The following is a 26,135-nucleotide window of genomic DNA, read 5'->3' as shown; positions in this document are numbered from 1 at the left end:
CGCCGCCTCGCCCGGCAACCCAGGAGGGTTCACGAGCGTGCGGCGGCCTGCCTGACACCGATCACGAGTCGAAGCCGACGCCGAACAGGCCGGCGAGCTTGAGGAGCGGCCCGTCTTTGCCGCCGTTGCGGTCCGATTTCGCGACAGCCCGGCGCATCAGCTGAATCAGGGGATACGCGATCGGCTCGGGCGGGATCGGAACGGGAAGACGCCGCGACATCTTGAGCCGTGTTCGTTCGGTGTCCGCCCCCTCGAGCAGGTCGAGCATAACGTCAGCGCCGAACCGGGTGGCCGCGACCCCGAGACCGGTGTACCCGGCGCTGTAGGCGACCCGGCCCCCCTTGGCCGTGCCGTGGAACGCCACCAGCTGGGTGGACATGTCGATCGCGCCGCCCCAGGCGTGTGTGAATCGCACGCCCTCCAGCTGGGGGAACGTCAGGAGCAAATGATCCGCGAGACGATGGAAGGTCTCCGGCCTCTGATCCTGTGCGGACTTCACCTTCCTGCCACGGTGGTACACGGCGTCGTACCCGCCGAAGAGAATCCTGTCGTCGCTGGTCTTGCGGTAGTAATGGAACTCCCGCGACGAATCGGTGATCCCATGGCGGTCTGTCCAGCCGATCGCACTCAACTGCTGTGCCGTCAACGGTTCGGTGACGATCGCATAGTCGTAGACCGGCACCGTGAACAGACGCATCGCGGGAAGAAGCGACGGGAACACGTTTGTGGCCAGAGCCACCCGCCTGGCGCGGACGGAGCCGCCTGCCGTGCGCACGGTCACGCGTCCGGAGCGCGGCGCGTGGAGGCCGATCGCCGCGGTGTGCTCATGGATCACCACGCCCAGACGCTCCGCTGCCGCGGCCAACCCCCAGGCGAGTTTCGCGGGGTTGACGTACCCCGTGCCGCTCTCGCTGAACAGGCCCGCTCGATACAGGGGTGAGTCGCCCTTGGCCCGCAGCTCGGACCCGACGAGAAGCGCAGCCGACGGATCGGTCTCTGCCTCCTCCTTCAACCAGTCGACCTGGTGGGGCTCGGTCGCGACGGTGAGCATCCCCGTCTCTTCCCACTCGGCGTCGATCCCGTACGCGCGGAGGGACTCGGCGAAGTCGGCGAAGTTCTTCGCCGCGAGTCGCTCGATGACGGGGAGCTCTTCGGCGAAGTGCAGCTCGCCGTTCTCCCGCCCGTGCGTGAGCGTCTCTTCGACAAAACCTCCGTTGCGCCCGCTCGCCGCCCACCCGACCCGCTTCGCTTCGAGGAGGACCACCGTGCGACCGGGATCTCGCTCCTTCGCTCGCAGGGCCGTCCACAGACCGCAGAAGCCTCCCCCGACCACAACGAGATCAGCATCCACCTCGCCGACCAGTGCCGGACGCGGTTCGGGACGTGTGGGGTCGTCCAACCAGAACGGCGTTGTGCTGGCATCCGCCAATGACCCGTCGATTACCCCCAGGGGTGCCCGGATGGTGTGCCCGTATGCCGGCCCAGTACTCATGGTGTCCTCACGTCGGGGCGCCGCTGGCATCGCGCTCGCGGACGTCAAACCTGCCTACATTCTTGCGGAACAGGTGTGTGCATCGCGCTGGTTTCTGACTGACGGAACGCCATTCGGGAGCGGCGTGCGTCAAGAGACCGCTACAGATGGTTCCACGAGCTGTCGAAGCGAGCTCGTCGTCGTCTCCCGAGACCGGTACTCCGCATCCCGCGGCAGGGTGTCACGCGTCGCGAACCACAAAGGCTGCAATGCCTGCCGCGGCGGTCACGATGATCCAGGCGAGCAGGACGAGCGTTCCGGTCCACGGGGTGAGCACCGTGTCGGTGTCTGGGAGGTAGAGCAGGCCACCGGCCCGATCGGGGAGCCAGCGGGCGTGCTCGGTGACGGCGCCCAGGATCGGGGGCACGATGAGCAGGGCGGCGAGCATCCCGACGAGCGCGGGGACCAGATGACGAACCAGCACCGCGACGGCATGCGTGAGCATGCCGATGAGCGCGAGGTAGACCGCGGCCCCGGCGAGCGTCCACGGCTGCCAGCCGCCTGTGTCAGAAGAGACGTGGAGCAGATGCTGTGTGGCCATGGCGGCGACCAGGCTCGCCCCGACCGTGGCGACCGCGGTGGCGGTGACCGCGAGCAACGCCGCAATGGCCTTCCCGCCGGCGAGCAGCGCCCGGTTCGGCACCGCGGCGAGGCTGGTGCGGATCTGGCCCCCGGGGTACTCGTGAGCGGCGGGCAGGATGCCGAGCAGGATGATCCCCGCCTGCGCGAAGGGTACAGCCTCGAGCGCGACGGCCGCTGCCGATGCCGGCACGTCGCGCTCGGCGGCGTTCGCGGCGAGCGCGACGGCGATCAGAGCACCGACCAGAACGGTGCCGACCGCCGCGAGGACCGCGACGGGCAGGGTGCGGAGCTTGGACAGCTCAGCGGCGAGAACATTCCAGAGGCGCATGACCGGCTCAGGCATCCCGTCGGCGGAACACCACGGCGGCGACGGTGAGCAGCACGAGTGTCCAGCCGCCCATAACGAGGGCGCCGGGCACGGCCTCCAGTCCGCCGTCGACGGTGTTGATGCCGAACAGACGACGGCCTGCCATATCGGGCAGCCAGTGTGCGAGCGGCGTGAGGTTGGTCAGCAGCAGCGAGAACGACACGAGCGAGCTGTTCGCGATCAACACGATGAGCGGAATGATGCCGCTGCGGGTCAGCACGGTGATCGAGAAGGCGATGAGTCCCATCAGTGCCCAGTAGAGAGCGGTGCCGAACGAGCGGGCGAGTGCCTCATCGAGGGCGACGGTCTCGGTGCCGGCGTCGCCGATGATCGTGTGGGCGAGGCCGACGCTGCCGGGAATGGTGACCGCGGCGGTGACGGCGACGAACAGGAGCACGATGAGCGCCTTGGCGGCGAACAGGGCCGTGCGGTGCGGGTTCGCGACCAGCGTGGTGGTGATCTGCCGCCCGCCCCCCGCCTCGGCCCGGCCGGACGTGTACTCGCTGCCGATCACGATGACGCCGATCACAACAGCACCGACGACGCCGATGATCGGCATCGCGGCGAATCCCGCCTCGAACGGAGAGGTGTCGGCGAGCATCTCCGTTCGCCCTGAGGTCACGGCGCTTCGGACGCTGAGAGCGTTCAGCACGGTGATCCCCACGCCTCCGAGCAGCGCCACCGCGACACCAGCCCAGGCCGCGGGCAGGGTTGCGGTCTTGCGCAGCTCCGCGCGAAGGGTGTTCGCGAAGCTCATCGCACCGACCCCTGAGCACCGGTGAGGCCGAAGAAGGCGTCCTCGAGCGTCGCGTATCCTGCGGTGACCTCGGCCACCGGTCCGGAGGCGACGACGCGACCGCCCGCGATGACCACCAGGTCGTCGGCGATCTCGGCGACCTCCGTCATCAGGTGGCTGGACAACAGGACGGTACCGCCGGCATCCGCGTGACCGCGCAGCAGGCCGCGTATCCACCGGATGCCCTCGGGATCGAGCCCGTTCACGGGCTCGTCGAGCACGAGCGCGGCCGGTTCACCCAACAGCGCGGCGGCGAGGCCGAGTCGCTGCCCCATGCCGAGCGAGAACCGGCCGACGCGGGTGCGCGCCGCGTCGGAGAGGCCCACCTCGTCGAGCGCTTCATCGACGCGGCGTTTCGGGATGCCGTTGCTGCGGGCGACCCAGGCGAGGTGGTTGCGCGCCGTGCGCGAACGGTGCGCGCCAGAGCCGTCGAGCATGGACCCGACACTGCGCAGCGGGTCGCGCAGGCTCCGGTACGGTCGCCCGTCCACCAAGGCGCTGCCGCCGGTGGGCCGGTCCAGACCGAGCAGGATGCGCAGGGTCGAGGATTTGCCCGCGCCGTTCGGGCCGAGAAACCCCGTCACCCGGCCGGGGAGCGCGTGGAAGGTCACGTCAGTGAGCACGGTGCGAGATCCGTGGCGTTTGGTCAGGGAGTCTATCGAGAGCATCCCCCCATCTCAGCCGAAGATCGACGGCCGGTCATCGGACCTGGGCCCGGTCCTTCGCGGCACGCTCCGTCTCTGGTCCGTCAGACCCAGGTCCGATGCACCCGTCAGCGGCGAAACCTAGACTCAAGAGATGGAGACCGGCCGGCCCACGTGGCGTTCACGCGCGTGGCTCATCGCCGCGACGGTGCTGTTCGCACTGGCACTCGCCCTCGCAGTCGTCGGCGTCGACAACCCGCCCGCGGTGTGGGGCGCTGTGGCCGTGGCCGCCACCGTCGCCGTCTCGGTGTTGAGCTGGGCGCTCGCGCGCACACGAACGCAACGCCGGCAGTATGAAGAGGACTTGGCGACGTGGGCATCTGAGCGAGCCACCCAGGCCGAGCGCCTGCGGATCGCCGGCGACCTGCACGATCTGGTCTCACACGGCCTCGGGCTCATCACCGTCCGGGCCGCTGTCGCCAGGAGGAGGACCGGACCGGACGGAGAGACCGAACGGGCGGCCGCCCTGGCCGACATCGAGCACGTCAGCCGCGAGACCACAACCGAGTTGCGTCGTATGCTCGCTGTGCTCCGTGCCCCTGGTGCGGCGCCGCTGCGCCCGGCCGACACTCTCGACGACCTCCCCGGGATCGTGCAGGCCGCGAACACCGCCGGGCTCACGGCCGCCATCGGGATCGACGACCTGGGCGAGGTGTCACCCGGCGTGCAGCTCACCGTCTGCATCGTCGTCCGCGAAGCGCTGAACAACACCATTCGGCATGCGGGGCCCACCAGGGCGAGCATCGGGCTGCAGCGCAACGGGGACGTGATCGTCGTGGACGTTCAGGATGCCGGGCCGCGCGAGTCATGGCAGCCGCAACCGGGAGCGGGCCACGGCCTCGACGGGCTGCGCGAGCGCGTCACCGCCCTCGGCGGCACCCTTCACGCCGAGCCGGAGAAGCACGGCTTCCGGCTCGTCGCCCGCATCCCCGATCGGAAGCAACCGTGACCGCGGAATCGCCTCCGTCGACGATCCGCGTGCTCATCGCCGACGACCAGCCCCTGCTGCGCCGCAGTCTCGCCATCCTCATCGACGGCACCCCGGACCTCGCCATCGTCGGCGAAGCCGCCACGGGTCACGACGCCGTGAGACTCGCCCGCGAACTCGCCCCCGACGTGATCCTCATGGACATCCGGATGCCCGGTGGCAACGGTATCGACGCCACCAGCGGCATCACTCTCGACCCGGCGCTGTCCGGGTGTCGGGTGCTTGTGCTCAGCATGTTCGAACTCGACGAGTACGTCTACGGGGCGCTCCGCGCCGGAGCCAGCGGCTTCCTCCTCAAAGACGCACACCCAGACCAGCTTCTCGATGCGATCCGCCGCACCCATGACGGCGAGTCGCTGTTCGCGCCAGCGATCCTGACGCGGCTCGTCGCGCACTACGTCGACCGGCCGACGGCTCCACCGGCCCGGAGTCTCGACGCGCTCACGGAGCGGGAGACCGAGGTGCTCACCCTCGTCGCACGCGGCCTGTCCAACACTGAGATCGCCGCAGCTCTCAGCATCTCGATCAAGACCGTCAAAAGCCACATCGGCAGTCTTCTCGCCAAGCTCCACGCCCGAGATCGCGCCCAACTCGTCGTCACCGCCTACGAAGCCGGGCTCGTCGCACCCGCTTGATTCTCCGTTCAGCCTTCTGCTCCTGTGGGTATCCCGAACAGTTGAAATACTCCACAAACGGGTATATAACTTGTCCTATGAGTTCTTCGATGCCGCAACCGACATTCTGGATCCTCACCGCCCTCGCGGGCGGGCGTAGGCACGGGTACGAGATCATGCGCGAGACAGCCACGGCGTCAGGAGAGCGGGTTGTGTTGAAGGTCACGACACTGTATGCGGCGCTTGAGCGGCTTGAGCGCGACGGGCTGATCCGTGCAGCTGGCGAAGAGGTTGTTAATGGTCGTGCTCGCCGGTATTACCGGATCACCGATGTCGGGTCTGGGAAGCTGGCGGACGAGGTCGAGCTGCTGGAACGTTCCGCGCTCGTAGCCCGCAGTCGTCTAGCGGCCGGCAAAGCGGCATTCGTACCGTCTCGTGCGATGGTGGTGTGAGCATGGTGCAGGAGGGGCGGTTTCGGCGTCTGCTGCGGTGGTATCCGCGCGCATGGCGCGAGCGTAACGGCGACGTGTTGCTGGGTGCGATGCTCGACGAGGCCGAGCGCAACGGTCGAACTGCTCCGACACCGTCCGAACGCTTCTCCGCGGCCCTTCACGGTCTGGCCACGCGGCTGACAGCGCAGGTGGCGCTCCGGTCAGCGCTTATCGCAATGCTCGCAGCCGCCCTAGCCGGGATTATCACCGTCTGGGCCGTTGCCCCGATGGCAACGGCGGGATTGGGCTGGGTGCTTCCTGTGCTCACGACCGCGATCTGTCCTGGACTGGCTGTGCTCGGGGCGGCGTCGTTGATACGACACAGGGGCCTGTTGTCTGAACCGCGTGTGATCGCGGTGCTCTCACTGTCATTGTTGGCCGTGGGAGGCAGCGCAGTCACTGCGCTCTCCTGGAGTGCAGGGTTCAACGCCGCGGACGAGGGTCTCCCGACAACGGGGATAGCGACGGTCTGGCCATGGCTGTTCCTCGCATCCTGGGCCCTGGGTGCCACGGCGATCGCCGTGCTCGTAGACGGCTTACTCCGCCAATCTCGACTGCGGCGCATCGTTTGCGTGATACTGGCGGCTCTCGCGGGCATCGTGCTCGCACCGTTGATCGGTATCCAGCCGATCTCACCCTACATCGCTGCGCTCGTCGCCACCGGTGTCACGCTGCTCGCACTCGCCACAATCCGCCGCGAACAACCAGCACCGCCGGTCGTCCCCCCAGTGGCTGCCTCTATCGCCGTCGTTCCGCGGCGGACACAGAGCCTCGCGCGAGGCCTGGCCTTGATATCCGCCGTCACCAGCACGGTGGGAGTTGTGTATGCGCTGACGGGCACATCGTGGTTTCCCGGTGGTCCGGACGGAACAGCCGTTATGGGACAGGGCATCACTATCGCGCTCGTCTCGGCACTGCCGTTACTCGCCGGAACTGGTGTTCTCGTCACTGCCCGCACGTCCCGTCACCCCGCCCATGCCTGGGGGCCGCTGCTCCTGGTCCTCCTCTCGTTCGCAGCCGAGGCCGTCGCCTACCTGAACGCACCCGAGTGGGAAGACATGGCCCCTGCCACAGCTGTCGGAGCAATCCTGGGCGGAACGGCGATCGCTTGGTGGATCATCCCGCGACTTAGCGCACCCGCCCGTATCCGAGCTGCCGCGGGCGTGCTCATCGGGATCGGATACGCAGCATTCCTCGGGATGCTCATCGCCCCGATGCTGTCGTTCGCCATCCCCGTGCTCGCCGTGGCTTTCGTCGTTTGGGCACCCCGAAACCCACGACCCGGGCTGCAGGCCAGATTCTCCGCAGCTTCGGCGGTTCGGCCGTCACTTAAGCACGCTTTGGCGCCCCATAACGTGCTTAAGTGACGGATGAAGCGGCACGATGTCGCCAGGGACAGCGTTGCTGTGCGATTACTGTGCGCGAGGGGGGACTTGAACCCCCACGTCCGTAAGGACACTGGCACCTGAAGCCAGCGCGTCTGCCAATTCCGCCACTCGCGCGAGCCACTGACACGCGGCAAACACACGTGTCAACCCAGTGAGATTAGCACGAGCACAGGGGTGGAACGAAACCCGGCGGCCATGTACGCGAATGGGGTGCACGTGACCCGGTCGAATCTGTCGCTGTGGTGGCATCCCCGCTGATCGAGCGGCCCGGCCGAACCCCCGATGGTTGAGCGGGCGCGACCGAGCGAAGCGAGGCCGGACCGTGTCGAAACCATCCGTCCCGAGCACCGAGCCCCTCGGGTCTCGAACACCGCGGGTCTCGACGAGCTCGACCGGCGCAGGGCCCGCACCACGGCGCCAGCAGGGTCTCAGGCGGATCCCGAGTACCTCCTACTAACATGTGCATAGCCAACTGAACCTGATCGGGAGAGTCGTGGGCATACTGGATAACTTCGAGAAAGGTCTCGAGCGCGCCGTGAACGGTGCGTTTGCGAAGACTTTCCGTTCGGGGTTGCAGCCGGTCGAGATCTCGAGCGGCCTCAAGCGTGAGCTCGACACCCGTGCCGCCGTCGTGACCCGCGACCGCATCCTGGCCCCGAACGAGTTCACGGTGCGGATGTCGCAGAAGGACCACGAGCGGATGTCCGGAATCGGTCCCGCGCTCATCGACGAGCTGACAACAGTTGTGCAGAAGCACGCCAAGCAGCAGGGCTACCAGTTCGCCGGCGGGGTGCGCATCCGGCTCAGGCCGGACGAGGGCCTCAGTGACGGCATGATGCAGATCGACTCGACGAACGTCAAAGGACAGGTGTCCTGGACGCCGGCCGTCGACATCGACGGCAAGCGCCACCGCATCACCAAAAGCCGCACGGTGATCGGCAGGGGCAGCGACGCCGACATCACCATCGACGACTCGGGCACGAGCCGAAAGCACGTCGAGATCCTCTGGGACGGCGAGCGCGCCCAGGTCCGCGACCTCGGCTCCACGAACGGGTCAGAGCTCAACGGGAGGCGCATCCAGCAGGCCGCCCTCGAGCCCGACTCGGTTGTGCAGATCGGCCGGACGCGTATTGTGTTCCGAGTGCTTGCTCAACAGGCTGCCGCGCAGCCCGCCGTCGACGACGCCACCACGGCGTTCTCGGCAGACGATGTCGGCGACGGTTTCTGGGGGCCCCGAACGTGATCGAGAGTGAGCTCACCTTTCTGATCCTGCGCATCGGCTTTCTGCTTCTGCTCTGGTTCTTCGTCTTCGCCGTGATCTACGCGCTCCGAAGCGACATGTTCGGCCAGACGCCTCGCAGAACACCGGCGGATGCCAGAAAGGGCGCCCCCTCGAAAGCGGCAGCACCGGCGAGGAAGCCCGCCCCTGCGCCGCCGCCCGCGGCAGGCAGGCACGAGAAGGCGACGGTCCACAACACGTCACGGCTGGTGATCACATCGGGACCGAAGGAAGGTCTCGAGGTCAGTCTCGGACGCGATCCGCTCACTATCGGCCGTGCGAACGATTCAGGGCTCGTGATCAAAGACGATTACACGTCGACCCACCACGCACGCCTGCTGCTCTGGAACGACGAGTGGATGATCCAGGACCTCGACTCCACGAACGGCACCTATCTGGCAGGCAAACGCATCAGTTCTCCGACGCAGGTTCACCTCGGCACTCCGATCAAAATCGGTGCGACCAGTTTCGAGCTGCGGCGGTAGGTGATGGCACAAGCGAGCGACAGCGCGGCCATCTCCCATGTCGGGAAGATCAGGTCGAACAACCAGGACTCCGGTTATGCCGGAACCCATCTGTTCGTGGTCGCAGACGGCATGGGGGGCCACGCTGGCGGTGACGTCGCATCGGCGATCGCCGTGCAGCGCCTGATCGAGGCGGACGCCGAATACGATTCTCCGCAAGATGCCCTTCGCGCCCTGCAGAGTGCGGTGATCGGCGCGAACAGCGAGCTCACCGAGACTGTGTTCGAGCATCCCGAGCTCACCGGAATGGGCACAACAGTGGATGCCATCGCTGTCGTGGGTGACGAGGTCGCCATCGCGCACATCGGCGACTCGCGTATCTACCTGCTGCGCGAGGGCGAGCTCAGTCAGATCACAACCGATCACACCTTCGTGCAGCGCCTCGTCGACTCCGGCCGCATCACCCCTGAAGAAGCGATGGTCCACCCCAGGCGGTCGGTGCTGATGCGTGTGCTCGGCGATGTCGACTCGTCGCCAGAGGTCGACACGATGGTGATGGGCACACAGCCGGGCGACAGATGGATGATCTGCTCAGACGGCCTCTCCGGCGTCGTCGACGCCGACGACATCCGCGACATCCTCGCCCAGCAGATCCCCGCACAGCGCGCCGCCGAGCTTCTGGTCCGAAAGAGCCTCTCCGGTGGTGCGCCAGACAACGTCACCGTCGTCGTCTGCGACATGGGAGCCGACCGCTCTGCGACGGCCGCTGCCCCGGTCACCGTCGGCTCGGCCTCTCGTCCGCTCGCCCTCCAACCGCAGGCTCCCAGACGCACCGGCTTGCTCCCCGGCCTTCGTCTGCACCCGGGCCGGGTGACGTCGACCGGCCCCTCGCACTTCGAACCCGAATCCGACGACTACCTCGACGAGTTGATCGAAGAGGATGCCAGACGCGCGAGACGCCGCCGGCTCACCTGGCTCGTCGGCGCGATCGCCGTGGTGATGGGCGTTGTGCTCATCGGCATCCTCGGTTACGCCTGGACGCAGACCAGGTACTTCGTCGGCGCCGACGAGGACACGGTTGTCATCTACCAGGGCATCCAGCAGAACATCGGCCCGTTCGAACTGTCGCAGGAGCACGAGGACACAGGTATTCCGCTGTCGCTCTTGTCCACCTATCAGCGTCAGCAGGTCGAGAACACCATCAGCGCAGAGTCGCTCAGCGATGCCGAGCGGATCGTCGCGAGCCTGCGCACGACGTCCATCGACGAGAGCGAGAACGGCGACACCGGGAACACCGGCGAGCCCGGGGGCGGTGAATGATGTCAGAGCCCAGGAAGACGGCTGCGGTCGGAGGTCGCGTTGTGGACGTGAGCCGTCCCCAGCCGGAGTTCAAAGCGGACACCGCTGTCATCCGCACCATGAAGAAGCTGCGCCTGCCGCAGAAGCTCCGCAACCGTGAGCTCGCGTTGCTCATCTTCGCGTGCGCCATCAACGCGAGCGCGATTCTGCTCGTGCAACTCGGCGCGCTCGGCCACGTCGACCTCAATCTCGTGTATCTCGGCGCGGCACTCTCTGTGCTCGTCATCGGCCTTCACATCTGCCTGAGATACGTGGCCCCGCAGGCGGATCCGCTGCTGCTGCCGATCGCGACACTCCTCAACGGTCTCGGCATCGCCGAGATCTACCGCATCGACCTCGCGGAGGGCGACAGCGGCTGGGAGGCATTCTCGACCAGGCAGATCGCCTGGAGCGCCATCGCCGTGGTGGCCGCCATCGCCGTCATCGTCCTCATACGCAACCATCGCCTGCTCTTCCGCTACACCTACCTGTTCGGGCTGTTCGCGTTCGTGCTGCTGCTGCTGCCGTTCGTGCCAGGACTGGCCAGACAGGATGTCGGTGCGCAGGTGTGGATCAGCCTCCCCGGCATCGGAAGCTTCCAACCCGGCGAGATCGCCAAGATCGCTCTTGCCGTGTTCTTCGCCGGTTACCTCGTGCGCACCAGGGACAGCCTTTCGATGGTCGGCAAGAAGTTCCTCGGAATGCAGTTCCCCCGTCTGCGCGACCTCGGCCCGATCCTGGTGGTCTGGGCCTTCGCGATGGCGATCATCGTCTTCCAGCGCGACCTCGGCACGGCGCTGCTGTACTTCGGCATGTTCCTCGTGATGCTCTACATGTCGACGGGGCGCCTCAGCTGGGTCATCATGGGGATCCTGCTGTTCGGCGCGGGAGCGTTCTTCGCCAGCCGCACCCTCACCTATGTGCAGGGCCGCTTCGAGAACTGGCTGGATCCCTTTAATCCTGCCGTGTACGAAGCCCAGGGCGGGAGTTGGCAGCTTGTGCAAGGCCTGTTCGGCCTGGCTCAGGGCGGACTCATCGGGACGGGCCTCGGACAGGGCCGGCCCGAACTCACCGCTCTGGCCGAGAGCGACTACATCGTGGCGAGCCTCGGCGAGGAACTCGGTCTCGCCGGCCTGTTCGCCATCCTCGCGCTCTACCTGCTGTTCGTCTCACGTGGACTGCGCATCGGCTTCGCCAGCCAAGACGACTTCTCGAAGCTGCTCGCCGTGGGGCTCGCCATCACCGTTGCCCTGCAGGTCTTCATCATGGTCGGTGGTGTCACCCGGGTGATCCCGCTCACAGGCCTGACGACCCCCTTCCTCGCGGCCGGCGGGTCCTCCCTGGTCGCGAACTGGATCATCGTCGCCCTGCTCATGCGTGCGAGCGACAGCGTCAGGGCGGCACCCCAGAACACATCGGCGGTGAATACAACGTGAACAAAGAACTGAAACGCGTCGGCTTCGTTGTGCTGGCGATGTTCCTCGCCCTGTTCGGGTCGACGACGATCATCCAGGTGGTGCAGGCTGACGCCCTCATCGGCGACGCACGCAACACCCGTGCGCTCTATCAGAGCTACGACACCGAACGCGGTGCGATTCTCGCAGACGGCCAGGTGATCGCCCAGTCCGTGCCGACGGGTGATGAATTCGTCTTTCAACGCGAATACCCGCTTGGTGAGCTCTATGCCGCGGTGACGGGGTACTACAACCCGACGCAGGGCTCGATGGGCATCGAGCAGTCGATGAACGAGTACCTCTCCGGCTCGAGCAACTCGCAGTTCTTCGACACGATCAACCGCATCATCGCCGGCCAGCCGCCGAAGGGCGCGGCCGTCGAGCTGACGATCGACCCGGTCGTGCAGCAGGCGGCATGGGATGCCCTCGGCGACCTTCAGGGTGCGGTGGTCGCGATCGAGCCGTCCACCGGGCGCATCCTCGCCATGGTGTCGAAGCCGACGTACGACCCGAACGTTCTCGCCACCCACAACATCCCCCAGATGGTCGAGACCTACAAGGCGCTCAACGCAGACCCCCTGCATCCGCTCATCAACCGTGCGATCGGCGGAGACCTCAACCCTCCGGGCTCCACGTTCAAGGTCGTTGTCGCCGCCGCCGCCCTCGCGAGCGGCGACTACACACCGGACTCCCAGTTTGCGAACCCCGCGCAGCTGCGACTGCCAGGCACCAACTCGATAGTGACCAACTTCACGCGAGGCACCTGCGGTTCAGGTGAGACGGTGACCCTTGCAGAGGCGATCAGGCTCAGCTGCAACATCCCCATGGCAGAACTCGCCATGGAACTCGGTGACGACGCCATTCGCGAGATGGCGGACAAGTTCGGGTTCAACCAGTCGATGGACATCCCGACCACCACAGAGGCGAGCATCTATCCGCCTGGGCTCGACGAGCCGCAGACCGGGCTCACCGGTTTCGGCCAGTGGGAGGTGCGAGCGTCGCCGCTGCAGATGGCCCTCGTCTCTGCCGGCATCGCGAATGGCGGAACGCTGATGCAGCCCACACTCGTCGACGAGGTCATCGGCAGCAACCTGCAACCGCTGTTGCAACACGAGCCCAGCGTGTTGAGCGAGGTGCTCGACGAGGATGTCGCTCTCGATCTGACTGCCATGATGGTCGCAGGCGTCGAATCCGGTCAGGCCAGCAATGCAAGAATAGAAGGAGTGGATGTGGCGGGGAAAACCGGCACCGCTGAGAATGGTGAGTCAAACCCGTACACACTCTGGTTCACCGGATTCGCTCCCGCAGAAAACCCTGAGGTCGCTGTCGCCGTTGTGGTGGAGAACGATGCGAACTTGGGCCACCACAGCTACGGCGACGCCATTGCATCGCCGATCGCAAAAACAGTTATAGAGGCGGTGCTGAACAAATGAGACCCACAGCAGGGCTCACCTTCGGGGGGCGCTACGAGCTGGAATCCCGTATCGCGATCGGCGGCATGGGTGAAGTGTGGCAGGCCACCGACCTCGTCATCGGCCGCACGGTCGCCATCAAGATTCTCAAGGACGAGTACCTGGGCGACCCGAACTTTCTCGAGCGCTTTCGCTCAGAGGCCAGACATGCAGCGCTGGTGAACCACGAGGGCATCGCGAACGTCTTCGACTACGGCGAAGAAGAGGGCAGCGCGTTCCTCGTGATGGAGCTCGTCCCCGGTGAGGCACTGTCGACGGTGCTCGAACGTGAGCAGGTGCTGCCGACCGATCGTGTGCTCGACATCGTCGCCCAGACCGCTCGCGCACTGCAGGCCGCGCACGCGGCAGGGCTCGTGCACCGCGACATCAAACCCGGCAACCTGCTCATCACCCCCGACAACCGCGTCAAGATCACCGACTTCGGCATCGCCCGCATCGCCGATCAGGTTCCCCTCACGGCGACCGGCCAGGTGATGGGAACCGTGCAGTACCTCTCTCCGGAACAGGCCTCCGGCCACCCGGCGTCGCCCGCCACCGACATCTACTCGCTCGGCATCGTCGCCTATGAGAGCCTCGCAGGCAAGCGCCCGTTCACGGGTGAGTCGCAGGTGGCCATCGCCATGGCGCAGATCAACGAGATGCCGCCCGATCTGCCGGCGACGGTGCCTGAACCGGTGCGCGCCCTCGTGCTGTCGATGATCGCCAAGAAGCCATCCGACCGCCCCTCGTCGACGGCACACGTCGCCCGTGCGGCAGAAGCGCTTCGTCGCGGCGATGTCGCTGCGGCCACGGCGGCGGTCCCGGCGATCGCCGGCGGTCTCACCGCCGCGACCACCGTGATGGCCTCCGGCTCGGACGACGCCGTGACGACACTCCTCGGCGCGGGCGAACCACCGACCACAACGGCTCCCGTTCCCGAGCAAGAGGAAGACGGTGAGAAGAAGAAGCGCAACCCGTGGACGTGGCCTCTCATCGCTCTCGTCGCCATCCTGCTTCTTGTGCTCGCGGGAACGATCATCGCGCTCGTGAACCAGGGCAACGGGGGCGACGCTCCCGAGACATCCGCCTCTGCGACGCGAACCGCGTCGACGCCGACGAACACACCCACAGAGGAACCGGAGCCCACCTCCACGCTGGTTTCGGTCAATGAAGCGGATTTCCTGGGCAAGAGCTATGACGAGGCCGCCGCGCTGCTCACTCAGATGGGGCTCGCCGCGGAACGCCACAACGGCAACGCAGCACCCTCGCCCGAACAGGTCGGCACCGTCTATGACGTGAACCCCGTTGGCAACCTGAACGAGGGCACCGTCGTCACGCTGAGCGTCTACACAGAAGTGGCGCAGATCCCCACACCCAGCACAGCGCCGACCGTGCAGGGCGATCAGCTGGTGGCCGGCGCGACGGTGACAGTGACCTGGCCGGCATTCACCCAGTGCCCGGCCGGCATGCAGGTGCTCGGCTACCGCATCAGCGTGTCTGGCGGTGAGGTGATCAACGCCCCTGGCGGTGCGGTCAGCACGAACACCGCGCAGGTCAAGCTCGGCACGGCAGGGCCGTTCGAGGCGCACTACTCGGTTTTCTGCAACGACAGCGAATCCGGTGCCTCTCCCTCATACACCGGAGACATCGAGGCTGCCCCGAGTGGCGGCGCCACCACGCCCCCGCCTGGCACCGAGGACTGATCAGTTTCGGTCGCTAAGCTTGAGCAGAGCAGCATCGCTCGGGGGCAGAAGGAGAACAAACACGTGGCTGACGACAAACGCCTGCTCGCCGGGCGCTATCTCGTCGGTGACCTCATTGGCCGTGGGGGCATGGCCAATGTGTATCGCGGCACCGACACCACGCTCGGCCGCACCGTCGCCATCAAGATCCTGAAGGCGGATCTCGCCGCCGATCCGACTTTCCGCACACGCTTCAGGCAAGAGGCGCAGGCGGCCTCACGCATGTCCAACCCCGCAATCGTTCGGGTGTACGACGCCGGTGAAGAGTCGATCAAGCACAACGACGGCCGCATCACCCGCGAGCCGTTCATCATCATGGAATACGTCGAGGGACGCACCCTCAAGTCGCTGATCGCACACGGCCCTCTCGATCCGGGTCGCGCTGTTGCGATCGTCGGCGGCATCCTGACCGCTCTCGAGTACTCCCACCGTGCCGGGGTGGTGCACCGCGATATCAAGCCAGGCAACGTTATGCTCACCGAAAGCGATGCCGTCAAGGTGATGGACTTCGGGATCGCACGAGCGGTGTCAGACTCGTCGTCGACGGTTGCGCAGACCACGGCCATCCTCGGCACCGCTTCGTATTTCTCTCCCGAGCAGGCAAAGGGCGAGACCGTCGACGCCCGCACCGATCTCTATTCGACGGGTGTTGTGCTCTTCGAGCTGCTCGCCGGGCGTGCGCCGTTTCGGGGGGACACGGCTGTGGCCGTTGCCTACCAGCACGTGAGCGAGATCGCTGTGAAGCCCTCGTCGCTCAACCCGAGCGTCTCACCCGCTCTCGATCTGGTGGTGCGCCGTGCGCTCACAAAAGATCGTGCCGAACGTTACCAGTCTGCGGCGGAGTTCCGTGAAGAACTCGACCTGGCGGGGGCGGGCAAGGTTCCCGTGCACAAGCGGAAAGACGACCCCGCGACCGTGCTGTTCGGTGAGACGCCCAGTCCGTCGAACACCACAGAGCAGGCGCTCAGGCAGCTGACGAGTGACGACTCGTCGGTGCGCACGCAGCGCCGGCCCCCGGTTGTCTGGATCTGGGCGGCGATCGCCTCTGTCGCCGTCGTGATGGTCGCCGTGCTCATCTGGGTGCTCTCGCTGCCCACAACACCGAATCTGCCGACAGACACGGTGACCGTTCCCAATCTCGTTGGGGTCACACAGGCGAGCGCAGAAGACACGCTTGTGGGGCTCGACCTGGTGCCGAGCATCGCCACCGAAGAGAGCAACACCGTCGACGAAGGGTCCGTTGTCAGAACGGAACCGGCGTCGGGCGTCGTCGTCGAACCCAAAGAGACCATCAGGGTGATCGTCTCGTCCGGCGCGAAGACCGTCGCCGTTCCGGACGTGACGAACAAGACCACCGCGCAGGCGACGACGGATATCGAGGCGTCAGGGCTCAGGCTCGGGTCGATCACCACACAGAACTCCCCTGACGTTCCTGCGGACACCGTGATGGACAGCGACCCCGAGGCCGGCACCGAGGTCGCTGAGAGCACCACGGTCAACCTGATCGCCTCGAGCGGTCTTGTGACGATCAGAGACGTCCGTGGGCAGAGCCTCGAGGTCGCAACACAGATGATGCAGGCGGATGACGTGGGCCTCATCGTGGAACCGGTGCCGGACCCCAACTGTGCGTCCGCCGCAGGGAACCCCGTCGTGACGCAGTCGCTCGCACCGGGTGACGTGCCGCAGAAGTCCACGATCCAGCTCGGTTACTGCTCCGGCTGACGCGCTCGGCCAGCAGTGCTGAGGCCGGTCCCGTGTGGGCCCGATTCTGTCAACCCCCTCGATACCCCCTGTGCTTTCTGGTTTGCTCCGAGGAGCGGTGCGTGAACGCAGCACGCGCACAAACGCAGCACGCACAACAGGGAGGTTCGTGGTGGGCAGACCATATGCGCTGATCCTCGGCATCGTGTTCGCCATGCACGGGCTCGGCGGGCTCTTCATCGAGGGCACCCATTTTCTCGCGATGTTCAATGTGGACATCATGATCGACCTGCTCTACCTGGCGATGGCGGCCGCGCTCCTCGCTGTCGGCCTCAGGGAAGGCACGTCGTCTGCGCCTCTTCGTGTGGTGCTCATCGGCGTCGGCGGCATCATGGTGCTTCTCGCACTCATCGGCCTCTCCGGCGACCGCACGGCGTTCGGCCTCTTGCCGACGGGCCTCACCGATTTCGATATCGGCGCCCAGATCACGAGTGGCGCACTCGCGATCGTCCTCGCCCTGACTCCCCAGACGGCCGCGCCCCTGATGACCCCAGAGAACGAGGGCAAGGTCATCTGACGCCCTGGGCGGGCATCGCCGAGCGGATGGCCTTCTCGACGCCGGACCAGGTGGGGACGAAGTTCTCGTTCGGACGTCCTCCATTGTGACCGCCGCCGGTTCGCTGTCGTCGAACCCTTCCCGGCCCGCTCACTCAGAACCGGCGCCGGTCTTGAACCCGGTGAGCTTGTGCGTGCCGTCGCAGAACGGCTTGATCGTGGATGCCCCGCAACGGCAGAGCGCGACGGCACGCCTGCGGCGCTCGATCGGTTCGCCGTTCGCGTCGACGAGATCGATCTCACCGCGCACGAGCAACGGACCGTCTGTGCAGGCCATGATGCGCACGTCTGGACCGGCATCCTCTGCTGGTGTTGTCATCTGTACCGCCTCTCGAGCCTGCGCATCGGCGTCGCAGCGCGCCGGATGCGGGTGCCCCTGTATCGCACGCCGCCGCGAATCCTGGCCCCCAGCGCAATCCAGGAGCACACGGCTCGCTCGGCCACCCAGAGCGGAGCCCAGAGCGCGGCAGCCGGCGGGAAGACGCTGCGCCCGCCGTCACGCCGCCTGCCACGCTCGGCGACCGCACAGCACAGCACAGCACCGGCGATCAGCCGCCTGGGCCGCGCGAGAGCCCACAGAAGGGCCGGCAGCAGTGCGAGTTCGAGCACGAATCGCAGCGGCTGGGCTCGGCTGTCATATGCCTGCCGAACCCGCTGCCTCCTGAAATGCTCGCTCGTCGGCGGCACGCGCCCCACGAACACCGCGTTCGCCTTCGTCTCCCGTCCGCCGCAGGCGATGACCGTGCGAATGAGCTCGAGGTTCTCGAACAGCACGTTCGGATCGTATCCGTCGTCTGGAACGGCAGACCGCCGAACTCCCAGCGTGCCCGGATAGTCCGCGCTGAACGCCCGGTTCACGAGGGTGCGCGCGGTGTCCAAGCGGGCATGCCACGGCAGCGACGTGAAGACGTTCTGCGGACGCACGATGTCGGCAGCACCGAGCGCCGTGAACACCGCATCGAGCGAGCCGTCGTCGTAGCGCACATCGTCGTCTGCGATGATCACCCGCTCGTGGCGCGCGACGCGCAGCCCCGTGACCACAGACGTGACCTTTCCGTTTGCGCCCGCAGCGGCATCCGGCCTGATGTGCCTGACGAGTGGCGTGAGGCGATGCTCGTTCACCGCGAACACGGGTTCGGGCGAGCCGTCGACGACAGTGACGTCGACGCGTTCGCGCAGCCAGGCGAGGTACTCGGTGAGGTCGTCGAGTTCGATGTCATCGTTCCAGGCGAGGGGAAGAACGTACTCCGCGTCGAGACGGGCGGGCGGATGCAGCGGCCGCGACGACGTGCTCATGGTCGCGTCGCCGACCGGTCGGCCAGGGGCATCCGCAGTGAGGAGCGGCCCTCGGACCAGCAGTCGTGCATGTGACGGGAGACGAGCCCGTCGACGGCGAGACACGCAGCGGCACCGAACACGATGTCCGGCAGAAGCTCCGGCTCGTCTTCGGCCAGCCCGCCGGCGAGGTCGCGTCCGGCGATCTGCTCGTGAACGGCATCCGCCTCGACGTGTTCGTCGAAGTAGTCCGTCACCTCTGGGCCGAACCCGAGCCGGCGGAACCCGTTGCCATAGAACCGGTTCGGCACGGACGAGGTCATCTCGAACGCGGCGAGGTGGCCGGCGATGGCGCCCCGCAGTCGGCGGTTGAGCCCGAACATCGACATCATGGTGAACGACGCCAGTGTCACGGCGGGAACGTTGTCGATGTAGGCGCCGTAGCTGTCGTCGAGGCCGACAGCGCGCACGGTGCGCGCGAAGATCGTTGCATGCATCCGGTCTGGGCGACCGCCGCCATACTCGTCCGACTGGATCTCGACCATCGCCGCCTTGGCTCTGCCGCCGAGGCGAGGGATCGCCCAGCTGTGCGGATCGGCCTCTTTGAGGGTATAGATCGAGCGCTGCACAACGAATTCCACGAGTTGCTCACGCGTGGCCTCTCGAGCCACATAACGAGACAGGCTGGGTCCGTCGTCGTCGGCCGTCAGGGCGAACAGCGCAGAGGCGACCGATTCGGCGTCTGGCTCAGGCGGGTGCGGCACGCGCACGAGTGCGCGCAACTGCTGTTCATAGGCGCGCTCGATGCGGCCGCGCAGCTGAATCAGCGAGGGGTTCCACTCCCAGCCGTCATCGACGTCGAGCACACCGCCGTAGTGAAGGCCATAGAGGACGAAGAGGGCGAGCTGAAGGTCGTCGTTGTGCACGAGGTCATCGACGGTGGGCAGCACGAGGTCGACCTGCGCGCCGAGCCGGTCGAGCAGAGCACCGCTCTCGTCCGGGGTGTTCTTCAGCACGTCGAGAAGCGCGGAGCTCACCGGTCCGCGAGCGCAGGGCTGTGCGACGGAGCGTGGGCTCAGCCGTGCCGCGGGCGCGACGTGCGACGCGGCTGGCGACGCGGCCGACGCGACCTGCGATGAGACCGGCGGCGCGGCCGGCGCGACGTGCGATGAGACGGGCGGTGGCGGCCCCTGTTGCGATGCAGAAGCGTGTGTCGATTCAGAGACCTCTGCGGATGCAGAAGCCCGTGGTGCGGGGGTGTCAGAGGGAGAAAGCACTGTCATGCTTCACAATGTGCCGGTTTTGCCCGCGGCGACAACCCCCTTGCCTCAGAGACACGGGCATGCTGCGCACTGCGCGCTCGTGCTCGTGCTCGTGCTCGTGCTGCGGAACGCCCACGCGCTACACCTTTTGTGATGCGCGCTCCGAGATAGGGGCGCGCGTCACAAAAGGTGTGGCGCGTGGGAAGCCGTATGGCGTGGCGTCGGCGAGCGGGAGCACACGAAACGAGTGAGCGAGCAGGGCGCCTAGCCGGTGACGAGCGGGGTGAGCGTTCTGGCCGTCTCGGCCGCAGACGGAAGTCCGCTCACGGCAAGCCAGTTTCCGAGCATTCGGTAACCACCCTCCGTGAGAACGCTCTCGGGGTGGAACTGCACACCATAGATCGGCGCCGACTCGTGCCTCACACCCATGATCACACCGCCCTCTGTGCGACTGGTGACCACAAGCTCCCTCGGGACCGTGCCGTCCACCACCGCGAGGGAGTGATATCTCGTCGCCGTGAACGGCTGCGGCACTCCCTCATAGAACGGACTGTCATCGTGGGTGATGAGCGAGGTCTTGCCGTGCATAAGCTCATCGGCGTTCGTGACCGTCGCCCCGAAGGCTTCGGCGATGGCCTGGTGCCCCAGGCACACACCCAACAGCGGAACACCTGATTTCAGGGCGGCGTTCACAACGGGAATCGACACACCGGCGTCAGCCGGTTTGCCCGGCCCGGGCGAGACCATGACCGCGTCGAACCCGTCGAGGCGGCTGGCGGCATCCGATGCTGCGAAAGCGTCGTTTCGCACGACCTCGGTCTCAGCTCCGAGCTGAAGCAGGTAGCCGTTGAGCGTATAGACGAAGCTGTCGTAGTTGTCGATGACAAGAACACGGGTCACGGTCACTCCTCAACGGTGACGTCTGGGCTGAAGACAAGGGTCTCGACGAGGGGAAAGACCCAGGTGAACAACGCGACGAGAACCGCCGCGATCAGCACAAGCATAATAATGAGACGGACCCAGAACGGTCCGGGCAGCGCGCGCCAGAGGGCACCGTACATCAACTCTCCAGTTCTGTCAGGGCCGGCGGCTCACCGGCGGACAACGGCTGCCACGATTCGAAGACGCCGTACGCGATGATACGCTCGGCCGTCGAGAACATCGGATTGCAGCTGGTCAGGGTGATCAGGGCGTCTGTCGTCTCGACGACGTCGGCCTGCGGGACCGGGTTGAGAACCTCGACGGATGTCGGCTTCACGTACTCGAGTGTGCGGAAGCGATAGGTGTACCAGCCCTCTGGCGTCTTGATGACTATCGCGTCGCCGACCTGCAGCTCGGCGACCTGCTTCAGCGGCGCACCGTGTGTGTTCCGGTGACCGGCGAGTGCGAAGTTGCCGGCCTGCCCTGGCATCTGCGTGTCGTTGTAGTGGCCCATCCCGATGGTGTTGAGCACACGGCTGGCGGATGTTCCGCCAGCGATGGTCTGCTGGTAATCCTCCCCGAACCGCGGGATGTACATCACACCGAATGCTTCAGCGTCTGCGGGCTGCTCCATGATGACGGGTTCGCCGAAGTCGACGGGCTCCGAGTCCTTTGGAGGACTCTCGATCTCGGGCGGCGTCCACCCCTCTGCGAGGTCTGCCGCAGCCTGATTCTGCTCATTGCGCACAACGAGGTCGTTCAGCCAGAGCTGCCAGAACAAGAAGAGCAGCACGAGCACACCCGTCGTGAGCAGAAGTTCACCGACAACGCCGAGAACCGTGACCCTGGGGTGCGGCTTCTTGCCCGGCTGTCTCGGATCCTCTGCCTGAGGCTGCTTCGGGTCCTCTTTCGGGTCCCCTGCTTTCGTGTCCTCCGTGTAAGCGGCTCGAGCGGCCGGTGCCTGGGCACGCCTCCGCGCATACTCGCGAGCCTCCCGTCGCGAAGCGTGCTGAACCGGCGGTTGTTCGCCTGTCGGCACGTCGCCGTTCGGAGTCAGTTCGGGCGGCAAAGACATGGGCCTTAGTCTATCGGCGGCAGCTTGTGACAAAGCCTGTGAACTTCCCCGGGCGCGACCGGATACAATCGTGTGCATGGCACGCACGAAAACCACCAACACGCAGGCGACCGAGCGCGCTCAGCGAACCGGAGAAGACGCACCGAACCCGGTGTGGTTCAAGCCGGTGATGTTCGGCTTTATGCTGATCGGGCTGCTCTGGATCATCGTCTTCTACATCAGTCAGGGCCAGTTCCCGATTCCCTCTCTGGAATCCTGGAACATCGTTGTGGGCTTCGGCATCGCCTTCATCGGCTTCTTGATGACCACCCGCTGGCGCTGATCACCGGCGTCTGAAGCCTGCCGTCGATCCCTCCACAGGTTAGTAACAGTGTGGATAATTACACGGGTGTAATTGTCCCCAGACTGGGGATAACCTGTGGATAACTTTGCTGCGGCAGGCTTCGCCGCGTGGTGCAGACGCTTTTCGCCTCTTCAGCCGGCGCTTAAGCAGGGAATAACGTCGTATTCGGTGCCTTCGTGACGGATGAGCGCCTCATGCGTAGGCGACGGACAGGCATCCGACCGCAGGGTCAGCGGACCCCGCAGGGTCAGCGGACGACGAACCGCAGCAGGCTGAGCAGCACGAACACCACGCACAGGGCGACGAGCAGACCGATCTGCAGCCCCCTCTGATCGCGCTTGCGGGTCTCGTAGAAGATCAGGCCCACAAGCGCGCCGCCGATCATCCCGCCGAGGTGTGCCTGCCAGGCGATGTTGAAACCGGGCACGAACCCGATCACGAGGTTGATGCCGACGAGCACCAGAAGACCCGTGGTGTTTCCGCCGAGCCGTCGCTGGATCACCAGGAACGCGCCCATCAGGCCGAAGATCGCACCGGATGCACCCACCACCGCGGTCTGCGGGCTCGACAACAGCATCACGCCGAGCGATCCGGCGAACCCGCTGACGAGATAGAGCGTCAGAAAACGCGCTCGGCCGAGCAGCGGCTCGAGTGCCTGGCCGAACAGCCACAGGGTGTACATGTTGAGCAGCACGTGAAAGATCAGGCCCGTCGAGTGCAGGAACACCGACGTCAGCATACGCCACGGCTCGAACGCCTCTGGGTACGAGTAGACACCCGCGTACAGCAGTCCCGACGTGAGAGACGGCACAAGCCACTGAAGCAGATAGACGACGGCGGTGATTCCGATCAGCGTATAGGTCACGACCGGTCGACCGGAGCGCACAAGGCGTTGGACCGATGCTCCTCCGCCGCGCGATGCCCTGCGCTGCGCCGGCGTCATGCCCGCGCGCTGCTCGCGCATGCACTCGGGGCAGACGACCCCGACGGCTGCAGGCGTCTGGCACTCGCCGCAGATCGTTCTGCCGCACCGCTGGCAGAGCACAAAGCTCTGCCTGTCAGGGTGCCGATAACAGAAGTTGTCGCGATTCGCGGCCGGGATCGAGGCACTCATTGCGTGACCACGTATCGGTACCTCGCGTCTTCTCCGATCACCGTTCTGTGAATCAGACCTCTTCGACGGTGATCTTCTCGATCACAACATCGTCGATCGGCCGGTCACGGGCATCCGTCGGCACACCGGAGAGCTTGTCGACGACCTTGCGGCCGGCGTCATCGGCGACGGCGCCGAAGATCGTGTGCTTTCCCTGCAGCCAGGGGGTCGGTCCTGCCGTGATGAAGAACTGCGAGCCGTTCGTTCCCTTGCCCATCTGGACGCCGGCGTTCGCCATGGCGAGGATGTATGGCTCGTTGAACGTGAGCTCGGGGTGGATCTCGTCGTCGAAGGCGTAACCGGGACCACCGGTTCCGTTGCCGAGGGGGTCTCCACCCTGAATCATAAAACCGGGGATGATGCGGTGAAAGATGACTCCGCTATAGAGCGGGGTGTTCTGCTTCTTCTCACCCGTGGTCTCATCCACCCACTCGATGTCGCCCGTCGCGAGCCCCACGAAGTTCTTGACCGTCTTGGGAGCGTGGTTGCCATAGAGGTCGACCTTGATATCGCCGTAGTTCGTGTGGAGGGTGGCAACAGCGGTGTGGATTGACATGGACTCAATTCTTGCACACGGGAACTGGGCACTCGGATGGTATTCCGACCATTCGGTGGCAAGATGGAACCTGTCGCGTTCATACTCGATCAATGGAGGTCAGCCGTGAGTCTGTCACGTAAGCGAAAGAAAGAGCTCAAGCGGCTCAAGGGTGATGCCGCCAAGCTGTGGCAGCACCAGCAAGACATCCTTGACCACGCCAATGCCGTGGCACGCGAAGCATCGCGGCAGGTGGGCAACTACGGGCGGGAACAGCTCGCCCCGGTGGTCGCCAGCGCATATGAGCAGCGGGTGGCCCCGCTCGTCTCGACGGCGAAGCGCGGCATCGACAGAACAATTGTTCCCGCCATCGGCGGAGCCGTCGGAACCATCATGTCGATCGGCGACGTCGCGAAAGACGCGCGTGTGAAGGCGGCCATCGCCCGGCTCGGGGGAAAGCTGCCGGAGCCAGAGAAGAAGGGCATCGGCGTCGGCGGCGTCATCGCTATCGGTGCGGGTGTGCTCGCTGCGGCCGGCGTGGCTTACGCCGTCTGGCAGACGTTCAGGGCCGACGACGAGTTGTGGGTGGCCGAAGACGAGCCGCCGCTGCCCAACACCTGATCAGCATCCGTCCCGCAGGGGCGACGAACAGACGAAGGGGCGTCCGCCGAGCGGGCGCCCCTTCGCTCATTCGTGCCGGCTAGAGGTAGCCGAGCGCGATGTCGACGAGGCTCACGCGGTCGAGTGCGGGTATCTCGGCGAGCGGATGCCATGCGGCCCAGTCCGTCGATCCGTTCTGTTCGTAGGTGAGGTCTCCGCCTGTCACCCGGGCGCGGTAGACGATGCGGATGGCGTGCAACGGACCGTTCTCAGGTCCGCTCATACGGTGCTCGGCGGGAACGACATAGGAGTCGACACCGAGCAGCCCGTCGAGCTCGGCGGTGAAGCCGGTCTCTTCGAAGATCTCGCGCACGGCGGCATCCGCCGGATCTTCGCCCGGGTCGATGCCGCCGCCCGGGAGCGTCCATCCCGACCGCCCGCCCTGATTCCAGTGCGCGAGCAGGATCTGGTCGTCTGCGATGACGACCCCGTATGCGGCGACGCGAATATCCATGTCAAGACCCTACGACAGAAGGCGCACATCAGGACGGCGGGCGCCGATGCGCGGAGCGGGCGGGCGCGAGTGCTCATAGAACAGGTTAGGCTAACCTAAGACGAACCTCGGAGGATCATGAGCAACATCACTGTCACCCACTCGCCGTCCGGCCTCGTTCACGTCAACGTCATCCGCCGAGAACAGGTGACGCCGAACATGACGAGGGTCACCTTCGGAGGAGCCGACCTTCAGCGGTTCGAGTTCAAGGGGTTCGACCAGTGGTTCCGTCTCGCGATCCCCGTGCACGATTCCGACCGGCTCGACAGGCTTCCCGACCGGTTCGGCCCCGGGGGTCTTCTCAAGTACCTGACGATACCGAAGGGGGCACGACCGGTGATTCGCAACTACACCGTGCGAGACTTCCGGCCCGATCCCGCAGAGCTCGACGTGGACTTCTTCATCCACGGCGACGATGGTGTGGCCGGGCCCTGGGCGGCGTCCGTCGCATCGGGATCGGAGGCGGCCCTCGTCGACCAGGGTCGTGGGTGGAAGGCGGTCCGGGCGGACTGGAACCTTCTTGTGTCAGACGAGAGCGGTCTCCCCGCGGTCGCGGGAATCCTGCGCGACATGCCTCGAGACGCCACCGGGCATGCGCTCATCGAGCTGTTCGACCCTCGGGACCGACAACCGCTCGACCCGCCGCCGGGGATGACCGTGCACTGGGTGGAACGAGACGCGGGATCACGCCCCGGATCCGCTGTCCTGCCCGCACTGGGCGACCTGACGTTCCCCGCGGGAGACGTGTATGCATTCGCGGTCGGGGAATCCGCGGTCGCCACCGGAGCCAGGCGACACCTCGTGACCGAGAGGGGTGTGCAGAAGGGCAACATCACGTTCTCCGGCTATTGGAGGCACGGCCGCGCCGCGCCGAGCTGAGACGACGAACGTGGGTGTTATGGGTGCGGTGACC

The 26,135-nt window shown here is 66.1% G+C and carries 28 protein-coding genes and 1 tRNA gene; 15 read left to right on the top strand and 14 right to left on the bottom strand.

The annotated features are described in order from the left end of the window. Positions 1 to 61 precede the first annotated feature (61 nt). The 4 genes from ACYVF5_RS00915 to ACYVF5_RS00900 all read right to left on the bottom strand — a co-directional run bounded on the left by ACYVF5_RS00915 (position 62) and on the right by ACYVF5_RS00900 (position 3,944). Positions 62 to 1,492 carry an NAD(P)/FAD-dependent oxidoreductase gene (locus tag ACYVF5_RS00915; RefSeq protein WP_460942364.1) on the bottom strand — a complete coding sequence of 477 codons (1,431 nt, stop codon included), beginning with the start codon at positions 1,490 to 1,492 and terminating at the stop codon, positions 62 to 64. A gap of 220 nt (positions 1,493 to 1,712) precedes the next feature. Further along, the gene (locus ACYVF5_RS00910; RefSeq protein ID WP_460942362.1) at positions 1,713 to 2,441 is read right to left on the bottom strand and encodes a hypothetical protein; all 729 of its coding nucleotides are present in this window, start codon (positions 2,439 to 2,441) and stop codon (positions 1,713 to 1,715) included. A 7-nt stretch (positions 2,442 to 2,448) separates the two neighbouring features. Next, positions 2,449 to 3,237: an ABC transporter permease gene (locus tag ACYVF5_RS00905; protein ID WP_460942360.1), complete on the bottom strand. Its 789-nt coding sequence runs from the start codon at positions 3,235 to 3,237 to the stop codon at positions 2,449 to 2,451. Then, positions 3,234 to 3,944, bottom strand: coding sequence for an ABC transporter ATP-binding protein (locus ACYVF5_RS00900; protein WP_460942358.1), 711 nt, complete (start codon positions 3,942 to 3,944; stop codon positions 3,234 to 3,236). Before ACYVF5_RS00900 ends, ACYVF5_RS00905 begins: the two co-directional genes overlap by 4 nt. Positions 3,945 to 4,074: 130 nt before the next feature. Between ACYVF5_RS00900 and ACYVF5_RS00895 the strand changes: the two genes are divergently transcribed. The 4 genes from ACYVF5_RS00895 (at position 4,075) to ACYVF5_RS00880 (ending at position 7,440) form a co-directional block, all read left to right on the top strand. Next, on the top strand, positions 4,075 to 4,929 hold the full coding sequence (locus ACYVF5_RS00895) for a sensor histidine kinase (RefSeq protein ID WP_460942356.1): 855 nt from the start codon (positions 4,075 to 4,077) through the stop codon (positions 4,927 to 4,929). Then, positions 4,926 to 5,603, top strand: a complete 678-nt coding sequence (locus tag ACYVF5_RS00890) for a response regulator (protein ID WP_460942354.1) — start codon at positions 4,926 to 4,928, stop codon at positions 5,601 to 5,603. Before ACYVF5_RS00895 ends, ACYVF5_RS00890 begins: the two co-directional genes overlap by 4 nt. A gap of 89 nt (positions 5,604 to 5,692) precedes the next feature. Next, on the top strand, positions 5,693 to 6,034 hold the full coding sequence (locus tag ACYVF5_RS00885) for a PadR family transcriptional regulator (protein ID WP_460942352.1): 342 nt from the start codon (positions 5,693 to 5,695) through the stop codon (positions 6,032 to 6,034). Further along, positions 6,031 to 7,440 carry a hypothetical protein gene (locus tag ACYVF5_RS00880; protein WP_460942350.1) on the top strand — a complete coding sequence of 470 codons (1,410 nt, stop codon included), beginning with the start codon at positions 6,031 to 6,033 and terminating at the stop codon, positions 7,438 to 7,440. Before ACYVF5_RS00885 ends, ACYVF5_RS00880 begins: the two co-directional genes overlap by 4 nt. Positions 7,441 to 7,491: 51 nt before the next feature. Here the strand turns inward: ACYVF5_RS00880 and ACYVF5_RS00875 are convergent. Beyond that, positions 7,492 to 7,575 (bottom strand) — tRNA-Leu (locus ACYVF5_RS00875). Between the two features lie 379 nt (positions 7,576 to 7,954). Between ACYVF5_RS00875 and ACYVF5_RS00870 the strand changes: the two genes are divergently transcribed. The 8 genes from ACYVF5_RS00870 (at position 7,955) to ACYVF5_RS00835 (ending at position 17,467) form a co-directional block, all read left to right on the top strand. Then, entirely contained in the window at positions 7,955 to 8,704 is a 750-nt protein-coding gene (locus ACYVF5_RS00870) for an FhaA domain-containing protein (RefSeq protein WP_460942348.1), read from the top strand. Then, positions 8,701 to 9,225 carry an FHA domain-containing protein FhaB/FipA gene (locus ACYVF5_RS00865; protein ID WP_460942346.1) on the top strand — a complete coding sequence of 175 codons (525 nt, stop codon included), beginning with the start codon at positions 8,701 to 8,703 and terminating at the stop codon, positions 9,223 to 9,225. Before ACYVF5_RS00870 ends, ACYVF5_RS00865 begins: the two co-directional genes overlap by 4 nt. A 3-nt stretch (positions 9,226 to 9,228) precedes the next feature. Then, a complete protein-coding gene (locus tag ACYVF5_RS00860) occupies positions 9,229 to 10,524 on the top strand; it encodes a Stp1/IreP family PP2C-type Ser/Thr phosphatase (protein ID WP_460942344.1) in 1,296 nt (431 codons plus the stop codon). 98 nt (positions 10,525 to 10,622) lie between these two features. Next, positions 10,623 to 11,978, top strand: coding sequence for an FtsW/RodA/SpoVE family cell cycle protein (locus ACYVF5_RS00855; protein ID WP_460942930.1), 1,356 nt, complete (start codon positions 10,623 to 10,625; stop codon positions 11,976 to 11,978). Then, complete coding sequence (locus tag ACYVF5_RS00850; protein ID WP_460942342.1) at positions 11,975 to 13,429, top strand: peptidoglycan D,D-transpeptidase FtsI family protein; 1,455 nt, start codon at positions 11,975 to 11,977, stop codon at positions 13,427 to 13,429. Before ACYVF5_RS00855 ends, ACYVF5_RS00850 begins: the two co-directional genes overlap by 4 nt. Further along, a complete protein-coding gene (locus tag ACYVF5_RS00845; RefSeq protein WP_460942340.1) occupies positions 13,426 to 15,150 on the top strand; it encodes a protein kinase domain-containing protein in 1,725 nt (574 codons plus the stop codon). Before ACYVF5_RS00850 ends, ACYVF5_RS00845 begins: the two co-directional genes overlap by 4 nt. 63 nt (positions 15,151 to 15,213) lie before the next feature. Beyond that, positions 15,214 to 16,911 carry a Stk1 family PASTA domain-containing Ser/Thr kinase gene (gene pknB, locus ACYVF5_RS00840; protein ID WP_460942338.1) on the top strand — a complete coding sequence of 566 codons (1,698 nt, stop codon included), beginning with the start codon at positions 15,214 to 15,216 and terminating at the stop codon, positions 16,909 to 16,911. Between the two features lie 151 nt (positions 16,912 to 17,062). Further along, positions 17,063 to 17,467 (top strand): hypothetical protein, encoded by a 405-nt coding sequence (locus ACYVF5_RS00835; RefSeq protein WP_460942336.1) that lies wholly within the window; start codon positions 17,063 to 17,065, stop codon positions 17,465 to 17,467. Positions 17,468 to 17,596: 129 nt separating this feature from the next. Here ACYVF5_RS00835 and ACYVF5_RS00830 read toward each other — a convergent pair whose 3' ends face one another. The 6 genes from ACYVF5_RS00830 to ACYVF5_RS00805 all read right to left on the bottom strand — a co-directional run bounded on the left by ACYVF5_RS00830 (position 17,597) and on the right by ACYVF5_RS00805 (position 22,038). Continuing rightward, positions 17,597 to 17,824 (bottom strand): CDGSH iron-sulfur domain-containing protein, encoded by a 228-nt coding sequence (locus tag ACYVF5_RS00830; protein WP_460942334.1) that lies wholly within the window; start codon positions 17,822 to 17,824, stop codon positions 17,597 to 17,599. Continuing rightward, positions 17,821 to 18,801 (bottom strand): glycosyltransferase, encoded by a 981-nt coding sequence (locus ACYVF5_RS00825; protein ID WP_460942332.1) that lies wholly within the window; start codon positions 18,799 to 18,801, stop codon positions 17,821 to 17,823. Before ACYVF5_RS00825 ends, ACYVF5_RS00830 begins: the two co-directional genes overlap by 4 nt. After that, positions 18,798 to 20,063: an iron-containing redox enzyme family protein gene (locus tag ACYVF5_RS00820; protein ID WP_460942330.1), complete on the bottom strand. Its 1,266-nt coding sequence runs from the start codon at positions 20,061 to 20,063 to the stop codon at positions 18,798 to 18,800. Before ACYVF5_RS00820 ends, ACYVF5_RS00825 begins: the two co-directional genes overlap by 4 nt. 243 nt (positions 20,064 to 20,306) lie before the next feature. Then, positions 20,307 to 20,942, bottom strand: a complete 636-nt coding sequence (locus ACYVF5_RS00815; protein ID WP_460942328.1) for an anthranilate synthase component II — start codon at positions 20,940 to 20,942, stop codon at positions 20,307 to 20,309. A 2-nt stretch (positions 20,943 to 20,944) separates the two neighbouring features. Beyond that, positions 20,945 to 21,103, bottom strand: a complete 159-nt coding sequence (locus ACYVF5_RS00810; protein WP_460942326.1) for a hypothetical protein — start codon at positions 21,101 to 21,103, stop codon at positions 20,945 to 20,947. Further along, a complete protein-coding gene (locus ACYVF5_RS00805) occupies positions 21,103 to 22,038 on the bottom strand; it encodes a class E sortase (protein WP_460942324.1) in 936 nt (311 codons plus the stop codon). Before ACYVF5_RS00805 ends, ACYVF5_RS00810 begins: the two co-directional genes overlap by 1 nt. 76 nt (positions 22,039 to 22,114) lie before the next feature. Here ACYVF5_RS00805 and ACYVF5_RS00800 point away from each other — a divergent pair, with 76 nt between their 5' ends. After that, positions 22,115 to 22,360: a cell division protein CrgA gene (locus tag ACYVF5_RS00800; RefSeq protein WP_460942322.1), complete on the top strand. Its 246-nt coding sequence runs from the start codon at positions 22,115 to 22,117 to the stop codon at positions 22,358 to 22,360. Between the two features lie 268 nt (positions 22,361 to 22,628). Here the strand turns inward: ACYVF5_RS00800 and ACYVF5_RS00795 are convergent, their stop codons facing one another. Beyond that, positions 22,629 to 23,495 carry a rhomboid family intramembrane serine protease gene (locus ACYVF5_RS00795; protein WP_460942320.1) on the bottom strand — a complete coding sequence of 289 codons (867 nt, stop codon included), beginning with the start codon at positions 23,493 to 23,495 and terminating at the stop codon, positions 22,629 to 22,631. 52 nt (positions 23,496 to 23,547) lie between these two features. After that, positions 23,548 to 24,090 carry a peptidylprolyl isomerase gene (locus tag ACYVF5_RS00790; protein WP_460942318.1) on the bottom strand — a complete coding sequence of 181 codons (543 nt, stop codon included), beginning with the start codon at positions 24,088 to 24,090 and terminating at the stop codon, positions 23,548 to 23,550. Positions 24,091 to 24,195: 105 nt separating this feature from the next. On the opposite strand from ACYVF5_RS00790, the gene ACYVF5_RS00785 reads away from it, so the two are divergent. Further along, positions 24,196 to 24,690: a DNA helicase gene (locus ACYVF5_RS00785; RefSeq protein WP_460942316.1), complete on the top strand. Its 495-nt coding sequence runs from the start codon at positions 24,196 to 24,198 to the stop codon at positions 24,688 to 24,690. A 79-nt stretch (positions 24,691 to 24,769) separates the two neighbouring features. Here ACYVF5_RS00785 and ACYVF5_RS00780 read toward each other — a convergent pair whose 3' ends face one another. Further along, on the bottom strand, positions 24,770 to 25,183 hold the full coding sequence (locus tag ACYVF5_RS00780; protein ID WP_460942314.1) for an NUDIX hydrolase: 414 nt from the start codon (positions 25,181 to 25,183) through the stop codon (positions 24,770 to 24,772). A 117-nt stretch (positions 25,184 to 25,300) separates the two neighbouring features. Between ACYVF5_RS00780 and ACYVF5_RS00775 the strand changes: the two genes are divergently transcribed. Beyond that, the gene (locus ACYVF5_RS00775; RefSeq protein ID WP_460942312.1) at positions 25,301 to 26,101 is read left to right on the top strand and encodes a siderophore-interacting protein; all 801 of its coding nucleotides are present in this window, start codon (positions 25,301 to 25,303) and stop codon (positions 26,099 to 26,101) included. Positions 26,102 to 26,135 lie beyond the last annotated feature (34 nt).

It is taken from the genome of Okibacterium endophyticum (genome assembly GCF_054780075.1).
Note: the sequence above shows the minus strand (reverse complement) of the source record. Positions and strands in the feature narration are given on the sequence as shown.